Annotated in this window: 24 protein-coding genes and 1 pseudogene; 11 read left to right on the top strand and 14 right to left on the bottom strand. The window is 69.3% G+C overall.

What is annotated here, in order from left to right:
* Nucleotides 1–253: 253 nt before the first annotated feature.
* Nucleotides 254–1,534 (top strand): mechanosensitive ion channel family protein, encoded by a 1,281-nt coding sequence (locus QE399_RS08215; protein ID WP_309827882.1) that lies wholly within the window; start codon nucleotides 254–256, stop codon nucleotides 1,532–1,534.
* Nucleotides 1,535–1,589: 55 nt separating this feature from the next.
* Here the strand turns inward: QE399_RS08215 and QE399_RS08210 are convergent, their stop codons facing one another.
* The 4 genes from QE399_RS08210 to QE399_RS08195 all read right to left on the bottom strand — a co-directional run bounded on the left by QE399_RS08210 (nucleotide 1,590) and on the right by QE399_RS08195 (nucleotide 4,196).
* Complete coding sequence (locus tag QE399_RS08210) at nucleotides 1,590–2,021, bottom strand: ExbD/TolR family protein (protein ID WP_309827880.1); 432 nt, start codon at nucleotides 2,019–2,021, stop codon at nucleotides 1,590–1,592.
* 30 nt (nucleotides 2,022–2,051) lie between these two features.
* Entirely contained in the window at nucleotides 2,052–2,735 is a 684-nt protein-coding gene (locus QE399_RS08205) for a MotA/TolQ/ExbB proton channel family protein (protein WP_309827878.1), read from the bottom strand.
* A 17-nt stretch (nucleotides 2,736–2,752) separates the two neighbouring features.
* Nucleotides 2,753–3,580, bottom strand: coding sequence for a 4-hydroxy-tetrahydrodipicolinate reductase (gene dapB / locus QE399_RS08200; protein WP_309827876.1), 828 nt, complete (start codon nucleotides 3,578–3,580; stop codon nucleotides 2,753–2,755).
* 64 nt (nucleotides 3,581–3,644) lie between these two features.
* Nucleotides 3,645–4,196, bottom strand: a complete 552-nt coding sequence (locus QE399_RS08195) for an outer membrane protein assembly factor BamE (protein WP_309827874.1) — start codon at nucleotides 4,194–4,196, stop codon at nucleotides 3,645–3,647.
* A gap of 89 nt (nucleotides 4,197–4,285) precedes the next feature.
* Between QE399_RS08195 and fur the strand changes: the two genes are divergently transcribed.
* The gene (gene fur, locus QE399_RS08190) at nucleotides 4,286–4,708 is read left to right on the top strand and encodes a ferric iron uptake transcriptional regulator (protein WP_309827873.1); all 423 of its coding nucleotides are present in this window, start codon (nucleotides 4,286–4,288) and stop codon (nucleotides 4,706–4,708) included.
* A 75-nt stretch (nucleotides 4,709–4,783) separates the two neighbouring features.
* On the opposite strand, the gene hprK is transcribed toward fur, so the two are convergent.
* The 3 genes from hprK to hpf all read right to left on the bottom strand — a co-directional run bounded on the left by hprK (nucleotide 4,784) and on the right by hpf (nucleotide 6,758).
* On the bottom strand, nucleotides 4,784–5,737 hold the full coding sequence (gene hprK / locus QE399_RS08185) for an HPr(Ser) kinase/phosphatase (RefSeq protein WP_309827871.1): 954 nt from the start codon (nucleotides 5,735–5,737) through the stop codon (nucleotides 4,784–4,786).
* Between the two features lie 45 nt (nucleotides 5,738–5,782).
* Entirely contained in the window at nucleotides 5,783–6,253 is a 471-nt protein-coding gene (locus tag QE399_RS08180) for a PTS sugar transporter subunit IIA (protein ID WP_309827869.1), read from the bottom strand.
* 154 nt (nucleotides 6,254–6,407) lie between these two features.
* Complete coding sequence (gene hpf, locus QE399_RS08175) at nucleotides 6,408–6,758, bottom strand: ribosome hibernation-promoting factor, HPF/YfiA family (protein ID WP_309827867.1); 351 nt, start codon at nucleotides 6,756–6,758, stop codon at nucleotides 6,408–6,410.
* 368 nt (nucleotides 6,759–7,126) lie between these two features.
* On the opposite strand from hpf, the gene QE399_RS08170 reads away from it, so the two are divergent.
* Nucleotides 7,127–8,050, top strand: a complete 924-nt coding sequence (locus tag QE399_RS08170) for a phosphoribosylaminoimidazolesuccinocarboxamide synthase (RefSeq protein WP_309827866.1) — start codon at nucleotides 7,127–7,129, stop codon at nucleotides 8,048–8,050.
* Between the two features lie 108 nt (nucleotides 8,051–8,158).
* Here the strand turns inward: QE399_RS08170 and trxA are convergent, their stop codons facing one another.
* Nucleotides 8,159–9,067: a thioredoxin gene (gene trxA, locus QE399_RS08165; RefSeq protein WP_309827864.1), complete on the bottom strand. Its 909-nt coding sequence runs from the start codon at nucleotides 9,065–9,067 to the stop codon at nucleotides 8,159–8,161.
* A 104-nt stretch (nucleotides 9,068–9,171) separates the two neighbouring features.
* Between trxA and purE the strand changes: the two genes are divergently transcribed.
* The 4 genes from purE to QE399_RS08145 all read left to right on the top strand — a co-directional run bounded on the left by purE (nucleotide 9,172) and on the right by QE399_RS08145 (nucleotide 12,967).
* Nucleotides 9,172–9,669, top strand: a complete 498-nt coding sequence (purE, locus tag QE399_RS08160; protein WP_309827862.1) for a 5-(carboxyamino)imidazole ribonucleotide mutase — start codon at nucleotides 9,172–9,174, stop codon at nucleotides 9,667–9,669.
* Between the two features lie 14 nt (nucleotides 9,670–9,683).
* Nucleotides 9,684–10,898 (top strand): 5-(carboxyamino)imidazole ribonucleotide synthase, encoded by a 1,215-nt coding sequence (locus tag QE399_RS08155; RefSeq protein WP_309831974.1) that lies wholly within the window; start codon nucleotides 9,684–9,686, stop codon nucleotides 10,896–10,898.
* Nucleotides 10,899–10,914: 16 nt separating this feature from the next.
* Nucleotides 10,915–11,925, top strand: a complete 1,011-nt coding sequence (locus tag QE399_RS08150; RefSeq protein ID WP_309827860.1) for an L-threonylcarbamoyladenylate synthase — start codon at nucleotides 10,915–10,917, stop codon at nucleotides 11,923–11,925.
* Nucleotides 11,926–12,013: 88 nt separating this feature from the next.
* A complete protein-coding gene (locus QE399_RS08145) occupies nucleotides 12,014–12,967 on the top strand; it encodes an SGNH/GDSL hydrolase family protein (protein ID WP_309827859.1) in 954 nt (317 codons plus the stop codon).
* 100 nt (nucleotides 12,968–13,067) lie between these two features.
* Here the strand turns inward: QE399_RS08145 and QE399_RS08140 are convergent, their stop codons facing one another.
* From QE399_RS08140 to dacB, 3 genes and pseudogenes are all read right to left on the bottom strand, one after another.
* Entirely contained in the window at nucleotides 13,068–13,742 is a 675-nt protein-coding gene (locus QE399_RS08140; protein WP_309827857.1) for an OmpW/AlkL family protein, read from the bottom strand.
* A 33-nt stretch (nucleotides 13,743–13,775) separates the two neighbouring features.
* Nucleotides 13,776–14,927 carry an SGNH/GDSL hydrolase family protein gene (locus tag QE399_RS08135; RefSeq protein WP_309827854.1) on the bottom strand — a complete coding sequence of 384 codons (1,152 nt, stop codon included), beginning with the start codon at nucleotides 14,925–14,927 and terminating at the stop codon, nucleotides 13,776–13,778.
* Between the two features lie 276 nt (nucleotides 14,928–15,203).
* A pseudogene (gene dacB / locus QE399_RS08130) lies at nucleotides 15,204–16,689 on the bottom strand (D-alanyl-D-alanine carboxypeptidase/D-alanyl-D-alanine endopeptidase).
* A gap of 117 nt (nucleotides 16,690–16,806) precedes the next feature.
* Between dacB and tsaB the strand changes: the two are divergent.
* From tsaB to corA, 4 genes are all read left to right on the top strand, one after another.
* Entirely contained in the window at nucleotides 16,807–17,520 is a 714-nt protein-coding gene (gene tsaB, locus QE399_RS08125) for a tRNA (adenosine(37)-N6)-threonylcarbamoyltransferase complex dimerization subunit type 1 TsaB (RefSeq protein ID WP_309827853.1), read from the top strand.
* On the top strand, nucleotides 17,517–17,993 hold the full coding sequence (gene rimI / locus QE399_RS08120; RefSeq protein WP_309827851.1) for a ribosomal protein S18-alanine N-acetyltransferase: 477 nt from the start codon (nucleotides 17,517–17,519) through the stop codon (nucleotides 17,991–17,993). Before tsaB ends, rimI begins: the two co-directional genes overlap by 4 nt.
* A 314-nt stretch (nucleotides 17,994–18,307) precedes the next feature.
* Nucleotides 18,308–18,826 carry a uracil-DNA glycosylase family protein gene (locus QE399_RS08115; protein ID WP_309827849.1) on the top strand — a complete coding sequence of 173 codons (519 nt, stop codon included), beginning with the start codon at nucleotides 18,308–18,310 and terminating at the stop codon, nucleotides 18,824–18,826.
* A 186-nt stretch (nucleotides 18,827–19,012) separates the two neighbouring features.
* Nucleotides 19,013–19,999 carry a magnesium/cobalt transporter CorA gene (gene corA / locus QE399_RS08110; protein WP_309827847.1) on the top strand — a complete coding sequence of 329 codons (987 nt, stop codon included), beginning with the start codon at nucleotides 19,013–19,015 and terminating at the stop codon, nucleotides 19,997–19,999.
* A gap of 403 nt (nucleotides 20,000–20,402) precedes the next feature.
* Here the strand turns inward: corA and QE399_RS08105 are convergent, their stop codons facing one another.
* The 3 genes from QE399_RS08105 to QE399_RS08095 all read right to left on the bottom strand — a co-directional run bounded on the left by QE399_RS08105 (nucleotide 20,403) and on the right by QE399_RS08095 (nucleotide 24,265).
* On the bottom strand, nucleotides 20,403–21,161 hold the full coding sequence (locus QE399_RS08105) for a 5'-methylthioadenosine/adenosylhomocysteine nucleosidase (protein ID WP_309827846.1): 759 nt from the start codon (nucleotides 21,159–21,161) through the stop codon (nucleotides 20,403–20,405).
* Between the two features lie 102 nt (nucleotides 21,162–21,263).
* Nucleotides 21,264–22,589 (bottom strand): RCC1 domain-containing protein, encoded by a 1,326-nt coding sequence (locus tag QE399_RS08100; protein WP_309827844.1) that lies wholly within the window; start codon nucleotides 22,587–22,589, stop codon nucleotides 21,264–21,266.
* The gene (locus QE399_RS08095; protein ID WP_309827842.1) at nucleotides 22,586–24,265 is read right to left on the bottom strand and encodes a long-chain-fatty-acid--CoA ligase; all 1,680 of its coding nucleotides are present in this window, start codon (nucleotides 24,263–24,265) and stop codon (nucleotides 22,586–22,588) included. Before QE399_RS08095 ends, QE399_RS08100 begins: the two co-directional genes overlap by 4 nt.
* Between the last annotated feature and the right edge of the window lie 110 nt (nucleotides 24,266–24,375).

Raw genomic sequence — 24,375 nt, 5'->3', positions numbered from 1 at the left:
TCTACGGGTCAGCGGCGATTTTAGGCGGGATGCATGCCGCCGCGGCTACGCCCTGCGCCGTCAGCGCGTCCGCAGGGCAGGCGGCGCCCTCGGTGCGCCGCCAGGGAACCTCTGGGCAGCGGGCCGCTCCCATGACCGGCGCCATCGCGCGCCGTGGGGCTCCCCCCGCCCCGGCCTGCCCGCGGCGTGAATCCACTGTGCGGTTGCCCGCCTCCCTCCTACCCTTTTCTCTTGACTGAAAGGATGCCTTTCCGTGGTTCTGCCGTTGCCTTCCGATTGGGACCCGTGGGTCCAGACCGCCTGCGGGCTCGCCGTGCTGGCGCTGGTGGCGCTCCTGGCGCGCGCCATCGCGCAAAGCCTGCTGTGCCGCCTGCGCGGCCCCCAACAAGGCAGCGCCCCGACACGCTGGGCCCGTGTGCTGCTGCACCCCAAGGTGCTGCGCCGGGCCGCGCAGATCGTGCCGTCGCTCGCCGTCCAGATCGGGATCGCCGCCGTACCGCACCTGCCGGGCGCCGCCGCCGAGGTGATCCGCAACGTCGCGGTGGCCCTGACCGTGCTGCATGCGGTGCGCACGCTCCACGCGTTGCTCGACGCCGCGCTGGAGCAGCAGCAGCGCGAGGAGGCGGCGCAGCAGCCGACCGGGCGCTCCATCAAGAGCTACGTGCAGCTGGGCAAGCTGCTGCTCGGCCTGGTGGGCGCCATCGTGATCGTGGCCGCGCTGGTGGATCGGTCTCCGCTGATCCTGCTGTCCGGCCTGGGCGCCATGTCCGCGGTGCTCATGCTGGTGTTCAAGGACACGCTGCTGTCCTTCACCGCCGGCCTGCTGCTGTCCACCAACGACATGCTGCGCGTGGGCGACTGGATCGAGATGCCGCAGGTGGGCGCGGACGGCTTCGTGATCGACATCGCGCTGCACACGGTGAAGGTGCAGAACTGGGACAAGACCATCACCACCGTGCCGACCTGGCGCCTGATGTCCGAGAGCTACCGCAACTGGCGCGGCATGTTCGGCTCGGGCGGGCGGCGCATCAAGCGCACGCTGCGGCTGGATACGGCCTCCGTCCATTTCCTGGAAGCCGCGGAGGTGGACCGCCTGTCCCGCATCGCGCTGCTGCAGCCGTACCTGGAAGGCAAGCGCCGGGACATCACGCAGACACATGCCGCTTTGGAGATGCGACTGGGCCCACAGGCGGCCGAGCCGGCCAACCAGCGGCGCCTGACCAACATCGGCACCTTCCGCGCCTATGTGGATGCCTACCTGCGCGCCCACCCCGGCATCCACCAGGAGATGGCGCTGATGGTGCGCACCCTGGAGCCCACGCCCGAGGGCGCCCCGGTGGAGCTGTACTGCTTCACCGCGACGACGGCGTGGGTGGAGTACGAGGCCATCCAGGGCGACATCTTCGACCACCTGCTGGCGATCCTGCCGGAGTTTGGTCTGCGGGCATACCAGAGCCCGTCCGGCAACGATATCCGCGAAGGCCTGCTGGGGCTGCGCGCGGGTCTTGCTGTTCCGGAAAGCCTGGCGTCCTGAGCGGCGGCGGCGACGACGCCGGGGTTGTGCAAGGCCCGCGGACGGGCTGCGGGCCTCAACGAGCGTTCGCGCGATCCGACGGCTCGGCCACGAAGCCGATGCGGCGCAGCCCTGCAGCCTGCGCCGCGCCCATCACTTCGACCACGCGGCCATAAGGCACGGCCGCGTCCGCGCGCAACTGCACCTCGGCATCGGGGCGCTGCTGCGCCGCCTGCGCCAGCCGTCGGGCGAGCGCGTCGTCCGGCAGCGGTTCGTCGTCGAGGTAGGCTTGGCCCGCGCGGTCCAGCGCCAGCCGGACGGGCTGCACCGGAGCACCCGGCGCGGTGCCCGCAGCCTGCGGCAGGTCCAGCCGGATCGCACTGGACAGCAGGGGCGCCGTGAGGATGAAGATGACCACCAGCACCAGCATTACATCGACCAACGGCGTCACGTTGATGTCGCTGAAGGGCCGAGGCCCGGAGGTACGTTCGAGTCGGCCGAATGCCATGGGACGGCTGCCTGCGAAAAAGATGCGCCGTCAGTCGGCGGCACGCGCGGCCGGCGCCACGCCGGCATCGTCGAGCAGCATGTCGCGCACATCCCGGGCGAAGCCTTCCAGCTCCGCCTCGACCCGGCCGATGAAGCGGCCGAACACGTTGTAGGCCAGCACGGCCGGCAAGGCCACGGCCAGCCCCGCGGCGGTCATGATCAGGGCCTCGCCCACCGGACCGGCCACGCGGTCGATGGAGATCTGACCGGCGCCGGCCATGGCGGTGAGGGCATGGTAAATGCCCCATACGGTGCCCAGCAGCCCGACGAAAGGCGCCGTGGACCCCACCGTGGCCAGCAACACCTGGCCGAAATGCAATCTGCCGACGGAGCGATGCAGCGCATCGCGCAAGGCCCGGGTGAGTTGCTGCGACAGTCCGCCCCGCGTGGCGAGGGTGCCGCCGCCGGCGGCATCCACCACGGGGCGCACCGCGGCCACTAGCGGCGTCACCACGCCCTGGCGGTCAAAGGCGGCTAGGCGGTCCTGTGCCTCCTGCAGCGAGGGTGCCTGCCAAAAGGCCGCCGTGCAGCGGGCCAAGTCCACGGTGGCCTGGCGCAGGAAGCGCAGTTTCCAGAACACCACGACCCAGCTGGCCACCGACATCCCCAGCAGCACCAGGGCCGTGCCCTGCGTGACGGCATCGCCTTGCCGCAACCAGTGGAGGCTGTCCATGGACTGCTGACGTACCGTCAGTCGTTGAGGCCGAGCACGTCGAACATGTCGAACAGGCCCGTGCGTTGCGCCGCCAGGAAGCGCACCGCGCGCAGGCTGCCCTGCGCGTAGCCCGCACGGCTGGACGCCTTGTGCGAGATCTCGATGCGCTCGCCGGTCCCCGCAAACAGCACCGTGTGGTCGCCCACGATGTCGCCGCCACGGATGGCGGCAAAGCCGATGGAAGAAGGATCGCGCTCGCCGGTGACGCCTTCGCGGGCGTACACGGCGCATTCCTTCAGATCGCGGCCCAGGGCCTCGGCAATCACCTCGCCCATCTTGAGCGCCGTGCCGGACGGCGCATCCACCTTGTGCCGGTGGTGCGCCTCCAGGATCTCGATGTCGTAGCCGGTGGACAAAGCCTTGGCGGCCATTTGCAGCAGCTTGAAGGTGACGTTCACCCCCACGCTCATGTTGGGCGCGAAGACCACCGCAGTCTTCTCGGCGTATCGGGCGATCTCGGCCTTCTGCGCATCGGAGAAGCCGGTGGTGCCGATGACGACTTTCACGCCCAGTTCCGCGCAGACGGCCAGATGGGCCAGGGTGCCTTCGGGACGGGTGAAGTCGATCAGCACCTCGGCGTTCTTCAGCCCCTCGCGCAGGTCGGAGGTGATGGTCACGCCGCTGGCGTGCCCCAGGAACGCGGAGGCATCGAGGCCGATGCCCGGGCTGGAAGGCTGGTCCAGCGCGCCGGCCAGCACGCAGTCGTCCGTGGCGCGCAACGCCTCGATCAGCATGTGGCCCATGCGGCCGGAGGCGCCGGCGACGGCCACGCGGCAGGGTGCGGAAGAAGCAGCAGCGGTCATGGATTCAGGAAGGCAGACAAGGTGGGGCGGGCCGTACCGGGCGCAGGCGGCCCGGCAGCGGGCATCAACGGGCGGAGGATTCCAGCGGAGGGTAGCTGGAGGGCAGCGGTGCCGTGGGGGCGTCGGCTTCGGAATCCTTCACCGGCGCGGGCTTGGGAAACTTGGCGAGCTGCGCCTCGGTGGCTTCCAGCTGCGGCACCTTGTTCTTGGTGGCTTTGGATCCCAGGGTCGCCACGAACTCGGACTCGGTGGGCATCTCGTCGCCTTCGTAGCGGTCGAGCTGATCGCCCTTGAAGAACACGGTCAGCTTGCGGGTCTGGATCTCCACGTCGGGGCGCTTGAGCGTGAAGACGTACTCCCAGCGGTCGGCATGGAACAGACTGGTCGTGAGCGGCGTGCCCAGGACTTCCCGAACCTGCTGCCGGCCCATGCCGGGCTTCAGCGCCTCGACCTGCTCCCGCGACACGAAGTTGCCCTGGACCACGTCCACCTTGTACGGAGTCACCATGCTGGCCACCCGGTTGCTGGCGCTGTCAAAGCTGCCGCAGGCGGACAGGCTGGCACCGATCAACACGATGGCGCCCCAACGGGCGCCGCAAGAGACGGGAGCAGACATGGATATAGCCATAAGGATATGATCGACCCATTGTAGCGGCTGGTTCCTCCGGGCCTTGACGCGCCTTGCGGCACACGAAAGACCTTGTCATGACGAATATCGACGAACTCAAAAGCACCGGACTGAAGGCCACCCTGCCCCGGCTCAAGATCCTGGAGATCTTCCAGAAGGGTGCCCTGCGTCACATGACGGCCGAAGACGTTTTCCGCGTGCTGCTGGAAGAGCGCTCCGACATCGGACTGGCGACCGTGTACCGCGTGCTCACGCAGTTCGAGCAGGCCGGCATCCTGATCCGCAGCAACTTCGAGAGCGGCAAGGCGGTGTACGAGCTCAACGAAGGCCAGCACCACGACCACTTCATCTGCACGATCTGCGGCAAGGTCGAGGAGTTCTACGACCCCGAGATCGAAAAGCGCCAGCAGATCGTGGCCAAGTCCAAGGGCTGGGTGGTGCAAGACCATTCCATGGCGCTGTACGGCCAGTGCGCAGCCTGCGCCAAAACGGCCCGCTGATCTTGCCGCCGCGGGCGGCGGCCTGAACGGCGATCCCACAGGAATACGAGGCTCCGACGTGGAGCCTCTTTTCTTTCAGGAGCTGTCGCGCTCCATGGCGCGCCGGTGGCGCTCCACGAATTCCTGGTAGGTGTCGATCCCGCGCAGGTTGAGGATGGTGTTGCGCACGGCCGCCTCGACGAGCACGGCGATGTTGCGGCCGGCCACCACCTGGATCACCACCTTGAGCACCGGCACCCCCAGCACGTCCTGCGTCAGAGGCTCATAAGGCAGGCGCTCGTATTCCCGCTCCAGCGTTTCCTTGCGTACCAGGTGCACGATGAGCTTGAGCCGCATCTTGCGGCGCACGGCCGTCTCGCCAAAGATCGCGCGGATGTCCAGCAGGCCGATGCCGCGCACCTCCAGCAGGTTCTGCAGCAGCTCGGGGCACTTGCCCTCGATGGTGGTCTGGTTGATGCGGAACAGGTCCACCGCATCATCCGCCACCAGGCCGTTGCCGCGGGAGATCAGCTCCAGCCCTAGTTCGCTCTTGCCCAGGCCGGATTCACCGGTGATGAGCACGCCCAGGCCCAGGATGTCCATGAACACGCCATGCATCGTCGTGCGGTCGGCGAAGTGCTTGGAGAGGTAGGCGCGCAATACGTCGATGACGAAGGCCGACGATTCGCGGGTGGCGAACATCGGGATCTGCGCGCGCTCGCACATGGACAGCAGCGCATCGGGCGGCACCTGGCCGTCGGCCAGCACCAGCATCGGCGGCTCGAGCGTCACGATGCGGGCGATGCGGCGCTTGCAGTCCTCGGGCGTGGCGTTGGAGAGGTAGGCGATTTCCCGCTCGCCCAGAATCTGCAGGCGGTAGGGATGGATGTAGTTGAGATAGCCCACCAGGTCTGCGCCCGAGCGGGCCGAGCGCACGGCCACTTCGTCGAAGCGCCGCTCGGAGGCGCCGAGGCCGGCCACCCATTCCCACTTCAACGGACCGCGGAACTCCTCGAACAGGACATCGGCGCTGATGACGTTGGGCTTCACGGGGTCGGCGCTGGAGTGCGTTCGGGCAGCGAAAAAGAGGGCGCGTCAGGCGGCGGTCTGCGCAGACTGCCAGTTGGCAATCAGGCCGTGCAGCTGGGCGGCATCGGTGCTGGACTTGATCCGCTCGCGCAGCGCGCTGTCGCTGAGCAGTTCGGCGATCTCGGAGAGGATCTCCAGGTGTTTCTGCGTGGCCGCTTCCGGCACCAGCAGAAAAATCAGCAGGCCCACGGGTTGCTCATCGGGCGCATCGAAACCGATCGGATGCGCCAGCTGAAACACCGCAGCCATGGGCGACTTCAGCCCCTTGATGCGGCCATGGGGGATGGCCACGCCGTGGCCCAACCCGGTGGAGCCCAGGCGCTCGCGCGCAAAGAGGCTGTCCGTGATCAGGGCGCGGGAGAGTCCGTGCTCGCTCTCGAACAGCAGCCCAGCTTCTTCGAAAGCGCGCTTTTTGCTGGTGGCGTCGACGCTCACGAGCACTTGAGCGGGCGGCAGTATGGAGGCAAGACGATTCATAGTGAGAAAAACGATTATGCACGTGCAACGATCAAGCCCGGCAAAACCCTCGAAGTGTAAGTACAAGCAACAAAAAGCCGCCCTCTCGGGCGGCCGTCAGCCGTAACATCTAAGAATGACCGTGGCGGCTGCTGCGTCGCGGTACTCGTGCCAATCAGGCCGAGGCTCCCATGGCCTCGGGGGCGCGCTTCATGGCAGGGCGGTGGTGGCTCTGCAGCCGATCCTTGTGCCGCACCACCTGGCGGTCCAGCTTGTCGACCAGCTCATCGACGGCAGCGTACAGGTCGGAGTGGGCGCATTCGGCGAAAAGGTCGCTGCCCTTCACATGGATATTGCATTCGGCGCGCTGCCGCTTCTCCTTCTCCTTCTGGTTCTCCACGGTCAGTAGCACCTTGACATCCACCACTTGGTCGAAGTGGCGCGTGATCCGGTCCAGCTTGGAGGTCACGTAGCTGCGCAAGGCGGGGGTCACATCCAGATGATGACCGCTGATCGTCAAGTTCATAGACAGGTCTCCTGTGAGTCACAGTTGAAAAAAGCCGCTCCGTACCGGGTGGGAGCGTCCGACGAACCTGAATGCATTCACGCGTTGGATTCACTATGCGCGCCACCCCGTGGAAAAGCAAACGTACCCGCCATGGGCGCGCGGGTTCTGGGCGCGAGGTGCCATCCGGTCAAAAAACCATCACAATGGCTGAGTTCCCCGCGGGCCCCTGTTCTGGCGCCCCGCCCTCCAGCCCACCTCCCAGCCAGTTTCCCGGCCCGGCCCACCCCGGGGTTGGCGTGGGGTCGCCCAGCGGCCTCCCCGCTAGAATCCGCCTTCCAGCGCGCTGCCCCGCCCGCCTTCCGATACCGCTCCCAGCTCCTATTTCCATGACCCAGCCCAGCCCCGCCGCCCTGCACACTTCCACCCTGACGTCGCTGCCCCTGCTGGCCCGCGGCAAGGTGCGCGACAACTATGCCGTGGGCGAGGACCGCATCCTGATGGTGGCCAGCGACCGGCTTTCGGCCTTCGACGTGATCATGGGCGAGCCCATCCCCGGGAAAGGCGAGCTGCTGACCAAGATGGCGCTGTTCTGGTTCGACAAGCTCGGCCACATCGTCCCCAACCATTTGACAGGCGATGCGCCCGAGAGCGTGGTCACCCCGGCCGAGGTGCCCCAGGTGCAGGGCCGCTCCATGCTGGTCCAGCGCCTGCAGCCGATCCCGGTCGAGGCCGTGGTGCGCGGGTATCTGGCCGGCAGCGGCTGGAAGGAGTACCAGGAGTCGCGCGCGGTGTGCGGCGTGCAGTTGCCCGAAGGGCTGACCAACGCGGCCAAGCTGCCCCAGTCCATCTACACGCCCGCGGCCAAGGCGGCCATGGGCGAGCACGACGAGAACATCACCTTCGAGCGCACGGTGGAGATGATCGGCATCGATCTGGCCACGCGCATCCGCGACATCAGCATCGCCCTGTACGAAGCGGCTGCGGAAATCGCCCTGACCAAGGGCATGATCATCGCCGACACCAAGTTCGAGTTCGGCCTCACGCCCGACGGCCAACTGGTGCTGATGGACGAAGTGCTCACCCCCGACAGCTCGCGCTACTGGCCCGTGGAAGGCTACGAGGCCGCCCTGGCTGCCGGACAGAACCCGCCCAGCTACGACAAGCAGTTCGTGCGCGACTGGCTGGAACAGGCCCAGGTGAACGGCAAGCCCTGGAACAAGACCGCCCCCGCACCGCGCCTGCCGCGCGAGGTGGTGGAGAAGACGGCCGCCAAGTACCGCGAGGCGCTGGAGCGCCTGACGGCGGCCTGAACAGGCGGCCTCGCGGGAACAAAAAACGGCCCTTCGGGGCCGTTTTTCATGGAAGCGCCCCCGTTCAGGGGCGGCTGCCTACCCGCATGCAAGCCTGCAGCGGCGCGCTCAGCTCAGCACCACGCTGGAAAGCCGGCGGCGGTAGGTCGCCACCACCGGGTCTTCGGGCGGAATCTGGCCATCGGCCACCTTCACCTTCGGCTGCTCGATCAGCTCCAGCACGCCGACGTAGGCCTTGCGCGCGGCCTCGTCGTTCCACGCCTTGTCGCGCATGAGGATCTCCAGCAGCTCGTCCATCGCATCCGTCCAGCGCTGCGAGGCGATCAGGGCCAGCGCGCGGCCGTAGCGGGCGTCGAAGTCGCGCTTGTTGGCGGCGATCTTGGCATCAAAACCGGCCTCAGCGCTTGCTGCATCTGCGCTACCAGCTACCGAATCAATAGCATCCATCCACAGCTTCAGAGCGCCGAGCTTGCGCGACAGCCCGGCCTTGGCGATGACGGGTGCGAAGGCCACCTTGGCATCGTCGTCGCGGCCCCGCTGCAGCAGGAGCTTGATGTAGTCGAAGCGGGCATCGTCGTTGGCAGGATCGGTGGCAACGGCGTGCTGGAGCGTCTCCAGCGCGGCCTCGGGATCGGCCTCCTCGGGCGCCGCTTCCGGCAGCACGTCGTCTTCTTCGGGAGCCACCGCGTCCGCCGGCGGCACGTGCTTGTCGAGGAAGGCGCGCACCTGGCCCTCGGGCTGCGCGCCCATGAAGCCGTCCACGGGCTGGCCGTTCACCATCAGCACGCAGGTGGGAATGCTGCGGATGCCGAACATGCCGGCGATCTGCTGCTCCTGGTCCGAGTCGATCTTCACCAGCCTGAAGCGGCCGGCGTACTCGGTCTCCAGCTTCTCCAGGATGGGGCCGAGCGTCTTGCACGGGCCGCACCAGGGCGCCCAGAAGTCCACCAGCACGGGCATCTGCATCGACGCGGCGACGACTTCGGCTTCAAAATTTTCTACGGTGACATCGATCATTGGTTCAGGCCCGTTGGGGGTGCGCACGCGGGGCGCGTGCACAAAAAGTAAAATCGCGGGTTCCACTTCGGCGGGCAGGGAGCACCTGCGGCGCCCCACTCCACATGAAACCCATCCAGATCGGTGTGGTCATGGGCTCCAGCAGCGACTGGGACACCATGCAGCACGCAGTGCAGATTCTCCAGCAATTCGGCATCGCCCACGAGGCGCGCGTGGTCTCGGCCCACCGCATGCCCGACGACATGTTCGCCTACGCCGAGGCCGCTGCCGGCCTGGGGATCAAGGCCATCATCGCCGGCGCGGGCGGCGCGGCCCACCTGCCCGGCATGATCGCCGCCAAGACGACGGTGCCGGTGCTCGGCGTGCCCGTGGCCAGCCGCCACCTGCAGGGCGTGGACTCGCTGCACAGCATCGTGCAGATGCCCAAGGGCATTCCAGTGGCGACCTTCGCCATCGGCGCGGCCGGGGCGGCCAACGCCGCGCTGTTCGCCGTGGCCCTGCTGGCGAACGAAGACCCGGCGCTGCGCGCCAAGCTCGAAGCCTTCCGCGCCGAGCAGACCGAGGTCGCCCGCGCCATGACCCTGCCCCCGGTGGCCGCATGAGCGTGCAGCCCGACATGAGCGCCGCCGTGCCGTCCCAGGGCGCGAAGGCCCCCTCGGGGAGCGTGGGGACCTCATTGCTCCCCGGTGCCACGCTGGGCGTGCTGGGTGGTGGCCAGCTGGGCCGCATGTTCGTGCACGCCGCGCAGGCCATGGGCTACTTCACCGCCGTGCTCGATGCGGACGCCGACAGCCCCGCCGGGCTGGTCAGCCACCACCACGTCCAGACCGCCTACGAAGACCCCGAGGGCCTGGCCCGTTTGGCCGGCCTGAGCGACGCCATCACCACCGAGTTCGAGAACGTGCCCGCGCAGGCGCTGCGCACCCTGGGCGCCGAGCGCCCCGTGGCGCCCGCTGCCAGCGCCGTCGCCATCGCGCAGGACCGTGCGCAGGAAAAGGCCCACTTCGTGCGCTGCGGCGTGCCCTGCGCGCCCTACGCGGTGATCGAAACGGCCGCCCAGCTGGCCGCGGTGGATGCCGCCGCCCTGCTGCCGGGCATCCTCAAGACGGCCCGCCTGGGCTACGACGGCAAGGGCCAGGCCCGCGTGAAGACGCCAGAGGAGCTGGCCGCTGCCTGGCAATCCATGGGCCAGGTGCCCTGCGTGCTCGAAAAGAGGCTGCCGCTAGCGCTGGAATGCTCGGTGATCGTGGCGCGCGGCGCCGACGGTGCCTGCGTGCACCTGCCGGTGCAGCGCAACCTGCACCGCGAGGGCATCCTCGCCGTGACCGAGGTTTATGAAGGAAATGTGCCCGCAGCGCTTGCGCAGCAAGCGGTAGCCGCTGCGAAATCGGTAGCAGAAGGCCTGCAGTACGTGGGCGTGCTGTGCGTAGAGTTCTTCGTACTGGAGGGCGGCACGCTGGTGGTCAATGAGATCGCTCCGCGCCCCCACAACAGCGGCCACTACAGCCAGAACGCCTGCGACGTGTCGCAGTTCGAGCTGCAGGTGCGCACCCTGGCCGGCCTGCCGCTCACGCAGCCGCGCCTGCACAGCCCGGCCGTCATGCTCAACCTGCTGGGCGACCTGTGGTTCGCTCGCGGCGGCACGCAGCCCCAGACGCCGCCCTGGGACGCCGTCCTGGCCCTGCCCGGCACCCACCTGCACCTGTACGGCAAGGCCCAGGCCAAGCCCGGACGCAAGATGGGGCACCTGAACATCACCGCCCCCACGGCCGAAGCCGCACGCGCCACCGCGCTGCAGGCTGCGGCGCTGCTGGGCATCGCGCCCTTCTGAGCGCGCAAGGCACGCCATGATCCTCGACGGCCGCCTGGCCACCTCCATCGACGCCGCCGCACGCGTGCTGCGCACTAGCGGCCTGCTGGGCCTGCCCACCGAGACGGTGTACGGCCTGGCCGCCGATGCCGCCAGCGACGCGGCCGTGGCGCAGATCTTCACCGCCAAGGGCCGGCCCAGCGACCACCCGCTGATCGTCCACGTGGCGGATGCGGCCGGCCTGGCCCACTTCGCCGGCGAGGTGCCGGCCTTCGCCCAAGCGCTGGCCGACGCCTTCTGGCCCGGCCCGCTCACGCTCATCCTGCCGCGCCTCCCCGGCCGCGCCACGGCGGCCACGGGCGGACAGGACAGCGTGGGCCTGCGCTGCCCCGCGCACCCGGTCGCCCAGGCCGTGCTGCGTGCCTGCGCCGCCGATGATCCGGACCTGGGTGGCGCGCCCGTGCACGGCCTGGCCGCGCCCAGCGCCAACCGCTTCGGCCGCGTGAGCCCGACCACGGCGCAGCACGTGCAGGACGAGTTCGGCGACGCGCTGCTCACCCTGGACGGGGGCGCCTGCGAGGTGGGCATCGAAAGCACCATCGTGGACTGCACCCGCGGCGTGCCCGTGCTGCTGCGCCCCGGCGCCATCGGCCGCGACCAGATCGCTGCCGCCTGCGGCATCGCGCCGCTCTCGAAAGAGGAGCTGCCCGCGCAGACACCGCGCGCCTCGGGCACGCTGGAGGCGCACTATGCGCCCACTGCCAAGGTGCGCCTGATGGACGCGCAGGCGCTGCAGGCCGGGCTGGACGTGCTGGGCGCCGACGCGGCCCACCTGGCCGTCTATGCCCGTACGGCGCTGCGCATGCGCTCCAGCAAGATCGTGCTGCGCCGCATGCCCGACGACGCCGCTGCCGCGGCCCAGCAACTGTTCGCGGCACTGCGCAGCTTCGACGACGAGGGCGTGAAGCTGATCTGGATCGAAACCCCGCCCGCCACGCCCGACTGGGAAGGCGTGCGCGACCGTCTGCAGCGGGCCGCCGCGGCCTGAGCCGGCTGCGCCGCCGCGTGTATCCGCCCTGTTGCACCCGCCGGCGGCACAGTCGTTAAACTCCCATCCACTTTTTCTGGAGAAACACATGGCAGCAAATTGGATGCGCCGCACCTTGGTGGTCGCCGCATGCGCATCGGCCACCCTGCTGGCGGCCTGCGGATCGAGCACGACCGAATCGGCCATCTCGCCCTCGCGGTTCGTCACGTTCGGGGACGGTTTCACGGACATGGGGCAGACCGGCTCGCGCTATACGGTCAACGGCACCGGCGCGGTGGACAACTGGGCCAACCAGCTGGCCTCCCGCTACGGGCGCACGATCACGCCGCAGGTCAGCGGCGGTGCGGGCTTTGCGCAAGGCAATGCCCGCGTGACCGCCACGACCGACGCCGCGGGCGGCACCGCGCCGTCCATCGAGGCCCAGATCACCAGCTTCCTGAATACCGGCCGCTTCAGCGCCGAGGACCTGGTGATCGTCAACGGCGGCATCAGCGACCTGATCGTCGGCATGACGGCCGTGACGGCCGGCACCTCGACGGTGGACCAGTTCAACGCCGCCGCCACCACCGCGGGCCGCGAACTGGGCGCGCAGGTGGAGCGCCTGGTGGCCGCCGGCGCGCAGTACGTGCTGGTAACCAACACCTACAATCTGGGCCGTACGCCCTGGGCCATCACCATCGGCCAGACCAATACGCTGAATGCAGCCACCCGCGCGTTCAATGATGCCTTGAAGATCCGTATCGAATCCCTGGGCAAGAACGTGCTGATCGTGGACGCCGAGTCCTACTTCAACGACATGACGTTCAGCCCGGGCAACTTCAGCATGGACAACAGCACCGCGGCCGTCTGCACCTCGGTCGACCCCGGCAACGGCATCGGCACCGGCGCCGGCCAGGTCAACTCGGCCCGCTGCACGCCTTCCACGCTGCTGCCCGCTGCCGACTCCAACCGGTTCGTGTTCGCGGACAACGTGTACCCGGCGCCCTCTGCGCACCGCCAGTTCGGCGACTGGGCCTACGACCGCCTGCGCAACCGCTGGTAAGCCGGCAGACCGGGCGGCCAGGCCGCCCACCGCCCCAAGCAAAAGCCGACCCGCAGGTCGGCTTTTTTCATGGCCGGGCGGGGCCGCGCGGCCCCAGCGCTCAGAACCGGTAGCCCACGCCCACGGCCACCACGTACGGGTTGAGCCGCATGTCGATGCTCTGGCCGCTCGACAGGTGCGCGGTGGTCTTGAGATAGCTCTTGTAGAGGGCGGCGTCGAGGAACCAGCGCTCGTTGAAGGCCCACACGAACCCGACCTGCGGGGTGACGCCCCATTTGTCGTCGATGGAGGCGGTCGTGGGGTTGGCCAGCGTGCCGCCCGTCAGGCCCGTCAGCGCCGCGGTGGTGCGCTCCTTGAAGAACTTGGCATAGGTCACGCCCAGCCCCACGTAGGGGCGGAAGGAGGCGTTCGCCTCGCCGAAGCGGTACTGCGCGAACAGCGTCAGGGGCAGCACCTTGGTCTCGCCGAGCTTGCCGGTGCGGGCGATGGCACCGTCGCCCACGAAGTTGTGCTTGAACGGCAGGCCCACGGGCAGGTCCAGCGCCCAGTGGTCGGTCACCATGTAGGTGAGGCCACCGGTGAGCGCCGTGTCCGATTTCACGTCGATGCGCGTATCCGGAAAGCTGGGCGCCGACAGGTGGCCGCTGCGCATCTGGGGCGCGATGTGGGTGGCGCCGGCGCGCACCGAGAACGAACCCGCGACCTGGGCGTGGGCGGTGGTGGCGCAGGCCACCAGGACCAGCGCCGCGGCGCCGGTCTGCTTGAGGAATACCATGGAAATTGTTCCTGTGATGGGGTTGCGGGCCGCTCAGAGCCAGCCGGCGGTGGCCAGGGAACGGGACAGCAGCTGTCCGATCTGCTGGTGCGCGTAGGGCGTGGGGTGGAAGCTGTCGGCGAAGGCGTACGACTTCCACCAGTCCGCGCCGCCGGTGGCGCCCGCGGGCGGTGCCGCCGACAGGGCGGCGGCCGTGCAGGTCGGGAAGGTGTAGGTCGGCAGGCCGTCGCTGCCGACGCCGGTGGCGGGGCAGGCGGGCGTGGTGACGTTGGTGTACTGGTACTGCGCCGGGTTGGTGGACTGGTCCTTGAACGAGGTGTAGAAGTCCACCACGACGATGCGCGCATCACCGGCCAGGCTGGTCGCCAGCTGGGCATTGAAGGCCTGGATCCAGCCGTCGAACAGCGCCTCGGCAGACGCTGCGGCGGCCGTGCCGCTGCTGGCGGCGATCGAAGCCAGCACCGTGCGGAAGCGGGGCGTGAGCGTGATGCCGGGCATGTTCAGCACGGCCACGCGGGGCGCGCCCCGGGCCACGGTCTGGGCGCGGATGCTGGTCGCGAACTGCGTGGCGAGCGCCTTCATGTACGTGGCGCCCGCAGCGGCCAGGCCGTTGGCACCCGCGGCGGCCGCGGCGTTGACCGTGGCGGCGTCCAGCTGGGTGCCCAGCAGCGTCAGGTAAGTGGCGCCGCCATCGGTGCGCACACGCAGGTAGGCGCCGATCAGATCCGCCGCGTCGTTGCCGCCGCCGTCGACCAGCACCAGATCACCGGCGCCGAAGCCGGCCGCGCCCATGTCCTGCAGCTGCTTCTGGATGGAAACGGGCGAGGTCGGCGCCGTCGGGTTGTTGATGCGGCCGCCGCCGATGGCGTAGTTGGTACAGCCTGGGCTGGGATTGGCGGTGAACGTGGTGGTGCTGGTGGCCACGTAGCGGGGGCACAGCGACAGGCCATAGCTGGCGGCTGCGCGCTCGGGCCAGATGGGCGTGGAGCCGGCGCCGGTGGGTGCCGTGCCCTGCACGGTGAACTTGAAGCCGAAGGTGCCGCTGTCGGCCAGGCTGTCGCCTGCGACCTTGACGGACGTGACCTGAACGGCCGGGGTGGTGTCGGCGCCGCCGCCGCCGCAGGCGGACAGCGCTGCAGCGGCCACGACCGCCAGCGCCCAAGATGAGCATCGTTGCATAGGCATTCTCCTGTTATGAATTAGAACGACCGTTCTTTTTTTGGAGTGCCCATGGTAGGGGCTCTGAAACGCCCCGGGAGTGCGGGTAAACACCGACGCTGCGGTGTCCCGCCGGGCCCGCCCCCGCCACGGCAACGCGGACCGCGCGACAGCCGGCGCGGGAGGTTAGCTCTCATTTAAGGAGCAATCAGCGCAGGCGCGGAGACGACTTACAAATGTAAAGACTTCAGATGCCAGATACAGCGAGCGCATGGCGCTCTCATTTTTGAAGCGTGCTATTGGTTACTGATCTCGCGCGGTCCATTCGACCAGCGCCTCAATGGCCGGCCGGGCAGCCGGTGCATTGGGATGGTTGGCGATGGCCACGAAGACATAGCGCCGGCCGCTGGCCGCATGCACATAGCCGGCCATGGCGGACACGTCGCGCAGCGTGCCGGTCTTGAGGTGGGCACTGCCCGTGGCGCGGCCTTGCGTGCGCCGCAGCGTGCCGTCCACGCCCGCGATGGGCAGCGAGGCTGCCAGTTCGGGCATCAGCGGCGACACCCACGCCACCTGCAGCATGCGCGCGAGCGACTGGGCGCTGATGCGCGCCCCGCGGCTCAGGCCCGCGCCGTTGTCGGCCACCGGCGGCTCGGCCGGGCCGAAGCGCTGGCGCCACCACTGGCCGAGCACGTCGCGCGCGCCCTCGAAACTGCCCACGCCGGTCTTCTGCAGCGCCAACGTGAGGAAGACCTGCTGGGTCATCACGTTGTTGCTGTACTTGTTGATGTCGCGCACCACCTCCGCCAGCGACGGCGAGGTGGTGCTGAAAGCCGGAGCCAGCCCCGCGGGCACCTTGCCGTCGCGCACGCTGCCGGTGAGCTTGCCGCCCAGTTCGCGCCACATGCCCTCCACCGCACGGGCCCGCATAGCCGCGCGGATCGGCCGGCGCCACGGACCATTGCCGCTCGCCGCAGGCCGCCGGGTACACGCCCTGGAAGCCGATGCGGGCCGGGTCGCCCAGTTCGGCTTTCAGGGCGCCACGCCAATCGCCACACTCGGTGCCCGGCGCCGCCAGCGGCACCGTCGCCTGCAGCTGCATGGGCGCCAGCGGCGGCTCGTAGGCCACGCGCGCCACGCCGCTTTGCGGCTCGGGCAGGAAGGTCATGGCGACCGACTTGAAGTTGAGCAGCAGCGCATCGGGCGCGGCGTTGTAGGGCCGCAGCGGCTCGCCGTCGAACAGCGCGGCATCGTGCTCGGGCAGCTGGAAGGCGGTGCGGTCGAGCACGATGTCGCCCACGATCACCTGCACGCCCTGCGCCCGCAGCCGCTTCATCAGCAGCCACAGGCGCTCGACCACCAGCTTCGGATCGCCCTGGCCCTTGATGTACACGTTGCCCTGCAGGCTGCCGCCCTGGGGCTTGGCGTCCAGGTAGACCGGCGTTTCCCAGACGAAAGCGGGGCCCAGCAGGTCCAGCGCGGCATAGGTGGTGACCAGCTTCATCACCGACGCGGGGTTGGACGCCACCTCGGCGCGGTAGGCCAGGCGCGGCGGCAGCCGGCCCTCGGCATCGGCCACCAGCACCGACAGCGCCTCGCGCGGCACCTGGGCGCGGGCCAGGGCAGCTTCCACGGCAGGGGGCAGGGGTGACGACGGGGCGGCAGCAACGCGGGCGGCGGGAGCCGCTGCAGGCTGCGCGGCCAGGGGCGCGGCCATGGCCAGCGCCAGGGCCGCCAGGACGGCACGGCGGCCGGCGCGCGCCCGGCTCTTCAGGGAAAGCGGACTCATCCGGCGAGTCTATCGCCCCATCCCGCGCGCGCCCGGGGCCTGCGCCGATAATCCCTGCTTCGCCTTCCGCCGGCCGGCCAGCCGCCCTGTCCACGGCGCCCCGCCTTCCTCTCTTCCATGCACCTGCTTGCCTTCGACACCAGCACCGACACCCTCTCCATCGCCGTCCAGCGGGACGAGGCGGTGTGGGAGCACAGCGCGCCCGGCGGCGCGCAGGCCTCGACCGGGCTGATCCCCGCCATCCGCGGGCTGATGGCCCAGGCGGTCCTGGGTTTCGACGGGCTGGACGCGATCGTCTTCGGCCGGGGGCCGGGCTCGTTCACGGGGCTGCGCACGGCCTGCGCCGTGGCGCAGGGCCTGGCCTTCGGCGCCCGCGCCGGCCGCGGCGTACCCGTGCTGCCGGTCGACACCCTGCTGGCCGTGGCCGAGCAGGCCCGCGCCGCCCACGGCTGCACGCGCGTGGTGGCCACGCTGGACGCGCGCATGGACGAGGTCTACTGGGCCCCGTTCGAGTGGCAGGACAGCGGCTCCTGGTCCGTTCCGGCGGACTTCGAACTCGGCCGCCCCGAATCCGTCGCCGTGCCCGCCGGCTGGACCGTGGCCGGCAACGCCCAGGCCGCGTACGGAGAGCGGCTGGCACCGGACGCCCCGCACGTGCACGCCCTGCCCACGGCCGCCGCGCTGCTGCGCCTGGCACCGGCGCTGCTGGCCGCCGGCGCCGCCGTGCCGGCCCCAGCCGCCCTGCCCCGCTACATCCGCGATAAAGTGGCGCAGACCACCGCCGAGCGCGAAGCCGCTCGCCGGGCGGCCGCCCTCCCCGCCACGCCATGAGCGCCTTGCCCCAGTCCACCGCCGTTGCAGAGGCCCGTTTCGAGCCGCTGTCCCTGCCGCGCCTGGACATGCTGCTGCAGGTGGAGGAGAGTGCCTACACCCACCCCTGGACGCGGGGCAACTTCATCGACGCCCTGGCCGCGGGCTACGAAGCCCAGCTGCTGATGGCGCAGGACGAACTGATCGGCTATTTCGTCGCCATGAAAGGCGTGGACGAAGTGCACCTGCTCAACATCACCGTGGCGCTGGCCTACCAGCGCCAGGGCTGGGCGCACCTGATGCTGGACGCCCTCGCGCTGTGGGCGCGCGGCCAGCGGGCCGAGTGGCTGTGGCTGGAGGTGCGCGTGAGCAACCAGCGCGCGCGCCAGATCTATGAAACCCATGGCTATCGCGTCGTCGGCGAGCGCAAGCGCTACTACCCGGCGCTGGACGGCGAGCGCGAGGATGCCATCGTGATGAGCCTGAAGCTATGAGCCTGGACCTCGACCCGCGCCAGCGCGCCATGCTGCAGGAGATGGGCATCTCCGTCTGGGCGCCTGTGGCCCGCGAAACGCCCCCCTCCTCTGCACCCGTAGCGGCGTCACCTGCAGCCGCGGCGATGGCAGCCCCTGGGGCACCGACCACCGCCCGCGCGGCGGAACCACCCACCGCTCCCGGAGGGGCGCCGAAACCCGCCGCCATGCCGGCAGCCGCAAAGCCCCGGCCGGCACAGGTCCCGGCAGCCGCACACACGCCCGCGGCGGCACCGGCAGGCACCGGCGTCGCGTCAGCGGCACCTCTGCACCTGGTGCTCCATTCCTCCGTGGCGGTCTACCCGTCCGCAGACCCGGCCGGCACGCCCGCCGAACTGGGCGCGGGCTGGCTGGTGGTGCTGGAAAGCGCCACGCCCGCCGAGCCCCTGGCCGGGGACGCCGGCAAGCTGCTGGACAACATGCTGCGCGCCATGCGCCTGCACCGCCATCCGCGCACGCTGGTGGCCACGCTGGAGCGCCCGCAGCCCGGCAGCAGCGCCGCCGCGGGTGCCGAGCCCGCCGCTGCGCTGGCGCACACCCTGGCGACGGCACGGCCGGCGATGGTGCTGCTGCTGGGGCTGGGCGCGGCGCGCGCCGTGCTGGGCAGCCGCGAACCCCTGGGCCGGCTGCGCGCCGGTGTGCACCAGATCACCGCGCCGGACGGCACGGCCGTGCCCGCCGTGGTGAGCTATGACCCGGCCTACCTGCTGCGCGCGCCCGATGCCAAGGCGGCCGCCTGGGCCGATCTGTGCCGCGCGCTGGCGCTCGTGCGCAGCGCCGCCGGCACGGCCTGAGCCGGGCTGCGACCGGCAGCGCCGGACACAGGGCGGTGCCATAATCCGCCGCTTGCAATTTTTTGGAGACAGCTCCGTGGAAACCTACCCCAGTTGGTAGCTTTCAGCTCCCGGCCGCCGACTGCCGCGGGTTGAAAGCGCCCCCCGCCCCCTCGCAGACGACGCACACATACCGGGAGTGAGCCCATGCTCAACATCTTTACGCTGGCCAATGGCCGGCTGGTCCAGGAAGAAATCGATTCCCTGGAAGAACTCGCGCGGTTCCAGCCCATCTGGGTGGACCTCGAATCCCCCTCGCTCGAAGAAAAGCGCTGGATCAAGCAGCACTACGGCCTGTCCATCCCCGAGGATGCGATGGACGAGGACATCGAGGAATCCGCCCGCTTCTACGAAGAAGACAACGGCGAGCTGCACATCCGCAGCGACTTTCTGATCGACGACGACGAGCAGCCGCGCTCCGTGCGCGTGGCCTTCATCCTGAACCTGGTGAACGACACGCTCAAGAGCAAGGGCGTGCTGTTCTCCATCCACGACGAGGACGTGCCCGTCTTCCGCCTGCTGCGCCTGCGTGCGCGCCGCGCGCCCGGCCTGATCGAGGACGCCAAGGAAGTGCTGCTCAAGCTGTTCGACGCCGATGCCGAATACTCGGCCGACACGCTCGAGAACATCTACGACGAGCTGGAGAAGGTCAGCACGCAGGTGCTGTCGGGCGACGTGACCGATGCGCGCGCCGGCGAGGTGCTGAGCGCCATCGCGCGCCAGGAAGACTTGAACGGGCGCATCCGCCGCAACGTCATGGACACGCGCCGCGCGGTGAGCTTCATGATGCGCAGCAAGATGCTGAATGCAGAGCAGTTCGAGGAGGCACGCCAGATCCTGCGCGACATCGAATCGCTGGACAACCACACGGCGTTTCTCTTCGACAAGATCAACTTCCTGATGGACGCCACGGTCGGCTTCATCAACATCAACCAGAACAAGATCATCAAGATCTTCTCGGTGGCCAGCGTGGCGCTGCTGCCGCCCACGCTGATCGCCAGCGTCTACGGCATGAACTTCAAGTTCATGCCCGAGCTGGACTGGTCCCTGGGCTACCCGTATGCGCTGGCCCTGATGGTGGCCAGCGCCCTGGGACCGATGTGGTACTTCCGCAAGCGGGGCTGGTTGAAGTAACCCTGAAAGCGGTGCCGCGCTCAGCCTGCCCGGTCCGGCAAGACGATGCAGCGGGCACCTGCCCGCCAGGGGGCGCAACACCACAGGCCGCGGTGGGCGTGGTGTCGGCAAACGCGGAGCGCGCTCACCCGACGGCCGAGGTGCTGCAACCACCCCGGCAGGTGTCCGAGCGGCCTATTGGAGCGGCACGCGGCCACCGCTGCTTTCAGCGATCGCCCCTGACATATGGGCACTTGGCCCGGACGGAAGCGACGCCGACCAACCGGCCAGCCGCGCCCGTGGCGTCTGCTGGCTGGCTGGGGCCCGTGCGGAGCCGCAGGCGCCACAGCAACGGCCCCGGGCAGAGATTTCATGCCAAATAGGCCTGCAGCGCTTATTCCACAAGCGCTTAAAGCTATTTAAATCATAGCATTCGCATGAAACGGTCCACGATGTGGTCCGCATAGCGGGCGGCCACGGTCTCGACGAACCGGGTGAAGTCCACGTGGGCGGCATCGTCTGCGCGGTCCGACACCGTGCGCACGGCGCCGAAGGGAATGCCGTAATCCGCGCAGACCTGGGCGACGGCGGCGCCCTCCATCTCCACGGCCAGCACGACGTGGTCGGCGGCGCGCAGGGCTTCCCGCAGGGCGCGGGCGCCGGTGGCCGTGGATACGAACCAATCCCCGCTGGCGACCAGCCCGGTATGCCGCCGGGGCGCACCCGCAGGCGCGCCACCCAGCGCCGCCAGAGCGCCGGTGCCCAGGTCGAGCAGGCAGCTGTCCACGGCCCGCGACAACAGGTCCGTCACCTGCGCATCGCAGGCCAGGCGCGTGCGGCCGTAGCCGGGCAGCTCCCAGCGCGGGAACAACGGGGAGGCATCCATGTCGTGCTGCAGGTAGTCGTGCGCGACCACCACGTCGCCCACCTGCACGCCATCGCCCACGCCGCCGGCCACGCCGGTGAAGACGATGCGCGCCACGCCGAAGCGCTCGATCAGCGCCGTAGCCGTGGTGGCTGCGGCCACCTTGCCGATCCCCGAAAGGGCCAGCACCACGGAGCGGCCGTGCAGTTCGCCGCGCCAGAACGCGCGGCCCGCGTGGGTGATGCGCTGCGGGTGCGCGAGCGCGTGGACCAGCCCGGCCTGTTCTTCTGGGAGGGCGCTGAGGATGGCGGTGGTCATGGAGTGAAGGAGTCGAGCAACGGGTGGGGAAGGATGGGCGCGGGAGAACACCGCACGCCGCGCAGCAAGCGCCCGCGGCCAGGGGTGACGGCGCGGCGGGGATTATCCCGCCGCACAGACCGCAAGACTGTGGTGACCTGCGGCTGCCATGGTGCGCACTGGCTGCGGCATGGTGATCGGCCCCCAGTCGCGCAGCACATCCACCTCGCACTCACCCTGCCCCAGCGCGCCGGATTCGACGCGGCCGAAACCGTGCAGCGCGCCTGCAGCGTCCAGAGCAAAACCATGGCTGTCGCAAAGAAAGAAATCCACGAACGGGTCCAGCTCCGGTTGCCGGCGCGGCACCCGGGGCGGGTCGTTCCAATCCCCTCGGTACATGCCACGCAAGCCGGCGCCACACACCCAGGTCGAGCCATCCTCCAGCCGATAGACCGCCAAACCGTAACCCGTCCAAAGGGCGCGCACAGGGCCCGCGAGACCTTGGACAGGGACGGGCGCAGGCACGCGCCATGTGTTATTGCGCGCAGCCTCGAAGCCGACCCCGTTTTCGGCCGACCCCCAGCCCAGCACCCGGCCGTCGGCAAGCACGGCCAGCGCGGAGAAGTCCAGGGCATGGACGGAGCGTACCGGCGCCAGCCCGGCGATGGGCGCTGGCACCGGGTCCGTGCGCCGCTTGCCCTGCCCCAGTTCACCCTCGTAGCCATGGCCCCAGGACCACACGACGCCATCGGCATCGAGGGCGTAGACGGTGCCCCCTGCAGGATGGGCGGCAATGGCCGCCACCGGCGGCAGGCCGGCCACCCGCACGGGCGTAAGCGCCGGAGGCGGCCGCGCCAGGCTCCTGGACAGGGGAATGCCCATGCATCCGCCCGCGCCCCAGGCCCAGACGGCGCCCTGTTCGTCCAGGGCGAAGCCGTTTTCGGCGCCCATCGCGATCTGCCTCACCGCCGGAAGTCCCGGCACCAGCCCCGGCGGGCACACGCCCTCCATCACGGGAGCAGGCGAGACGTTCACCGGCATGCTGGCCAGCAGCGCCTTGAGTTCGGCGTCGAACGCAGCGTCGGCGTCTGCGTCGTCATCGGGATTGCCTGCGGGCACCATGCCTGGCTCGGGGGGATTGCCCGCCGGGTCCAGGTTGCGATGTCCCTGGTCACGCAGCACGGTAGGCAGCCAATAGGCCTTTTCGTCCGCAGGGCGGCCCCGCCCGAGCATGTCGCAGGTGTTCCAACCCCAGCTCCAGACACGCCCGTCGCCATCCAGTGCCAGCACCGCGGATGCATTGGCGCACACGGCCCGCACCAGCGGCATACCGGGCACCGGCACGGGTACGAGTTGGTCGTCACCGGGGCCAGCCCCCACCTGCCCGAGGTGGTTGGCCCCCCAGGCCCACAGCCGCCCGCGCTGCGCCGGGGCTGCGCCCTCGGTCACTTCTTGTCGCGCAGCTCGCGCCGCAGGATCTTGCCTACCGGTGTCTTGGGCAGGTCGGTGCGGAACTCGATCACGCGCGGGCGCTTGTAGCCCGTGAGATTGTCGTGGCAGAACTCGCGCACCTGGGCTTCGGTCAGGTTGGGGTCCCTCTTGACGATGACGAGCTTGACGGCTTCGCCGGTCTTCTCGTCCGGAACGCCCACCACCGCGCACTCCATCACGCCGGGCAGCGTGGCGACGACGTCCTCGACCTCGTTCGGGTACACGTTGAAGCCGCTGACCAGCACCATGTCCTTCTTGCGGTCCACGATCTTGAAGTAGCCGCGCTCGTCCATCACGCCGATGTCGCCGGACTTGAAGTAGCCGTCGTCCGTCATGACCTTGGCCGTCTCGTCCGGGCGCTGCCAGTAGCCGGCCATCACCTGCGGTCCCTTGATGACGATCTCGCCGGTCTGACCAACGGCGGTCACGTCGCGGCCCTCGTCGTCGATGAGCTTCATCCAGGTGCTTGGAAGCGGCACGCCGATGGTGCCCGTGAACTCCTTCGATCCCACGGGGTTGCAGCTGGCCGAGGGGCTGGTCTCCGACAGGCCGTAGCCCTCGCAGATGGGGCAGCCGGTCTTTTCGAGCCAGAGCTTGGCCACGGCGCCCTGCACCGCCATGCCGCCCCCCACCGACACCACCAGGTTCTTCCAGTTCACGGTGTTGAAATCGGGATGGTTGGCCAGGCCGTTGAACAGCGTGTTGACCGCCGGAAAGCTGTGGAAGGTGTGCTTGGAAAGCTCCTTGAGCACCCCGGCCAGATCGCGCGGGTTGGGGATGAGGATGGTCTTGCCGCCCGTGCGCATGGACAGCATCATGTTCACCGTAAAGGCGAAGATGTGGTACAGCGGCAGCGCGCACACGCTGGTGGGCTGCTCGCCGGCCGGCACCTTGTTCATGGCCGGCTGGTTCCAGGCCTCGGACTGCAGTACGTTGGCAATCACGTTGCGGTGCAGGAGCACCGCGCCCTTGGAGACACCCGTGGTGCCGCCGGTGTACTGCAGCAGCGCCACGTCGTCGGGGTGGATCTCGGGCGCCTTGAGCGTTGCGCCCGCACCGCGCGACAGCGCTTCGTTGAAGCGCACCGCGCCGGGCAGCTGGAACGGGGGCACCAGCTTCTTGACCTTGCGCACCACGTAGTTGACCACCAGGCCCTTAAGGAAACCCAGGCGATCGCCCATGGTGGCCAGCACCACGTGCTGCACTTGCGTCTGCGCGATGCAGGCCTGCAGCGTATGCGCGAAGTTCTCGATGATGACGATGGCTTTGGCGCCGGAGTCCTTGAGCTGGTGTTCCAGTTCACGCGGCGTGTACAGCGGATTCACGTTCACCACGACCAGGCCGGCCCGCAGGATGGCGGCCACGGCCACCGGGTACTGGGGCACGTTGGGCATCATGATGGCCACGCGGTCGCCCCGGGCCAGACCCAATCCCTGCAGGTAGGCGGCCAGATCGCGGCTTTGCGCGTCGGTCTCGGCGTAGCTCACGTCCTTGCCCATGAAGCTGTAGGCGACGCGGTCCGCATACTTGCGGAAGGCTTCTTCCATCAACGCGACCAGGGAGGGGTACTGCGTCGTATCGATGTCGGCCGGCACCCCTTGCGGATAGGCACCCAGCCACGGGCGTTCGTTCATGCTTGTCTCTCCAGAGTTCTATTCGTAACCAAAGGAACCTGCGCATTGTGTCCGCGCAGTGCCGCAGGCCGTGTCTGTACTTTCCCTAGACCCTTGCGGGGAATGCGCAT

The sequence above is a fragment of the Paracidovorax wautersii genome (genome assembly GCF_031453675.1).
GTDB lineage: Bacteria > Pseudomonadota > Gammaproteobacteria > Burkholderiales > Burkholderiaceae_C > Paracidovorax.
The sequence above is the reverse complement of the archived record's forward strand: the minus strand, read 5'-3'. Positions and strand labels throughout refer to the sequence as shown.

Bases quoted from the DNA above. Each gene is read 5' to 3' on its own strand.
- QE399_RS08170 (WP_309827866.1), top strand. From the start codon at position 7,127: ATGACCCAGCCCAGCCCCGCCGCCCTGCACACTTCCACCCTGACGTCG.
- QE399_RS08195 (WP_309827874.1), bottom strand. From the start codon at position 4,196: ATGTCTGCTCCCGTCTCTTGCGGCGCCCGTTGGGGCGCCATCGTGTTG.
- QE399_RS08210 (WP_309827880.1), bottom strand. From the start codon at position 2,021: ATGGCATTCGGCCGACTCGAACGTACCTCCGGGCCTCGGCCCTTCAGC.
- fur (WP_309827873.1), top strand. From the start codon at position 4,286: ATGACGAATATCGACGAACTCAAAAGCACCGGACTGAAGGCCACCCTG.
- QE399_RS08105 (WP_309827846.1), bottom strand. From the start codon at position 21,161: ATGACCACCGCCATCCTCAGCGCCCTCCCAGAAGAACAGGCCGGGCTG.
- tsaB (WP_309827853.1), top strand. From the start codon at position 16,807: ATGCACCTGCTTGCCTTCGACACCAGCACCGACACCCTCTCCATCGCC.
- trxA (WP_309827864.1), bottom strand. From the start codon at position 9,067: ATGATCGATGTCACCGTAGAAAATTTTGAAGCCGAAGTCGTCGCCGCG.
- QE399_RS08095 (WP_309827842.1), bottom strand. From the start codon at position 24,265: ATGAACGAACGCCCGTGGCTGGGTGCCTATCCGCAAGGGGTGCCGGCC.
- hpf (WP_309827867.1), bottom strand. From the start codon at position 6,758: ATGAACTTGACGATCAGCGGTCATCATCTGGATGTGACCCCCGCCTTG.
- corA (WP_309827847.1), top strand. From the start codon at position 19,013: ATGCTCAACATCTTTACGCTGGCCAATGGCCGGCTGGTCCAGGAAGAA.
- QE399_RS08155 (WP_309831974.1), top strand. From the start codon at position 9,684: ATGAGCGCCGCCGTGCCGTCCCAGGGCGCGAAGGCCCCCTCGGGGAGC.
- QE399_RS08180 (WP_309827869.1), bottom strand. From the start codon at position 6,253: ATGAATCGTCTTGCCTCCATACTGCCGCCCGCTCAAGTGCTCGTGAGC.
- QE399_RS08205 (WP_309827878.1), bottom strand. From the start codon at position 2,735: ATGGACAGCCTCCACTGGTTGCGGCAAGGCGATGCCGTCACGCAGGGC.
- purE (WP_309827862.1), top strand. From the start codon at position 9,172: ATGAAACCCATCCAGATCGGTGTGGTCATGGGCTCCAGCAGCGACTGG.
- QE399_RS08145 (WP_309827859.1), top strand. From the start codon at position 12,014: ATGGCAGCAAATTGGATGCGCCGCACCTTGGTGGTCGCCGCATGCGCA.
- QE399_RS08140 (WP_309827857.1), bottom strand. From the start codon at position 13,742: ATGGTATTCCTCAAGCAGACCGGCGCCGCGGCGCTGGTCCTGGTGGCC.
- QE399_RS08135 (WP_309827854.1), bottom strand. From the start codon at position 14,927: ATGCCTATGCAACGATGCTCATCTTGGGCGCTGGCGGTCGTGGCCGCT.
- rimI (WP_309827851.1), top strand. From the start codon at position 17,517: ATGAGCGCCTTGCCCCAGTCCACCGCCGTTGCAGAGGCCCGTTTCGAG.
- QE399_RS08150 (WP_309827860.1), top strand. From the start codon at position 10,915: ATGATCCTCGACGGCCGCCTGGCCACCTCCATCGACGCCGCCGCACGC.
- dapB (WP_309827876.1), bottom strand. From the start codon at position 3,580: ATGACCGCTGCTGCTTCTTCCGCACCCTGCCGCGTGGCCGTCGCCGGC.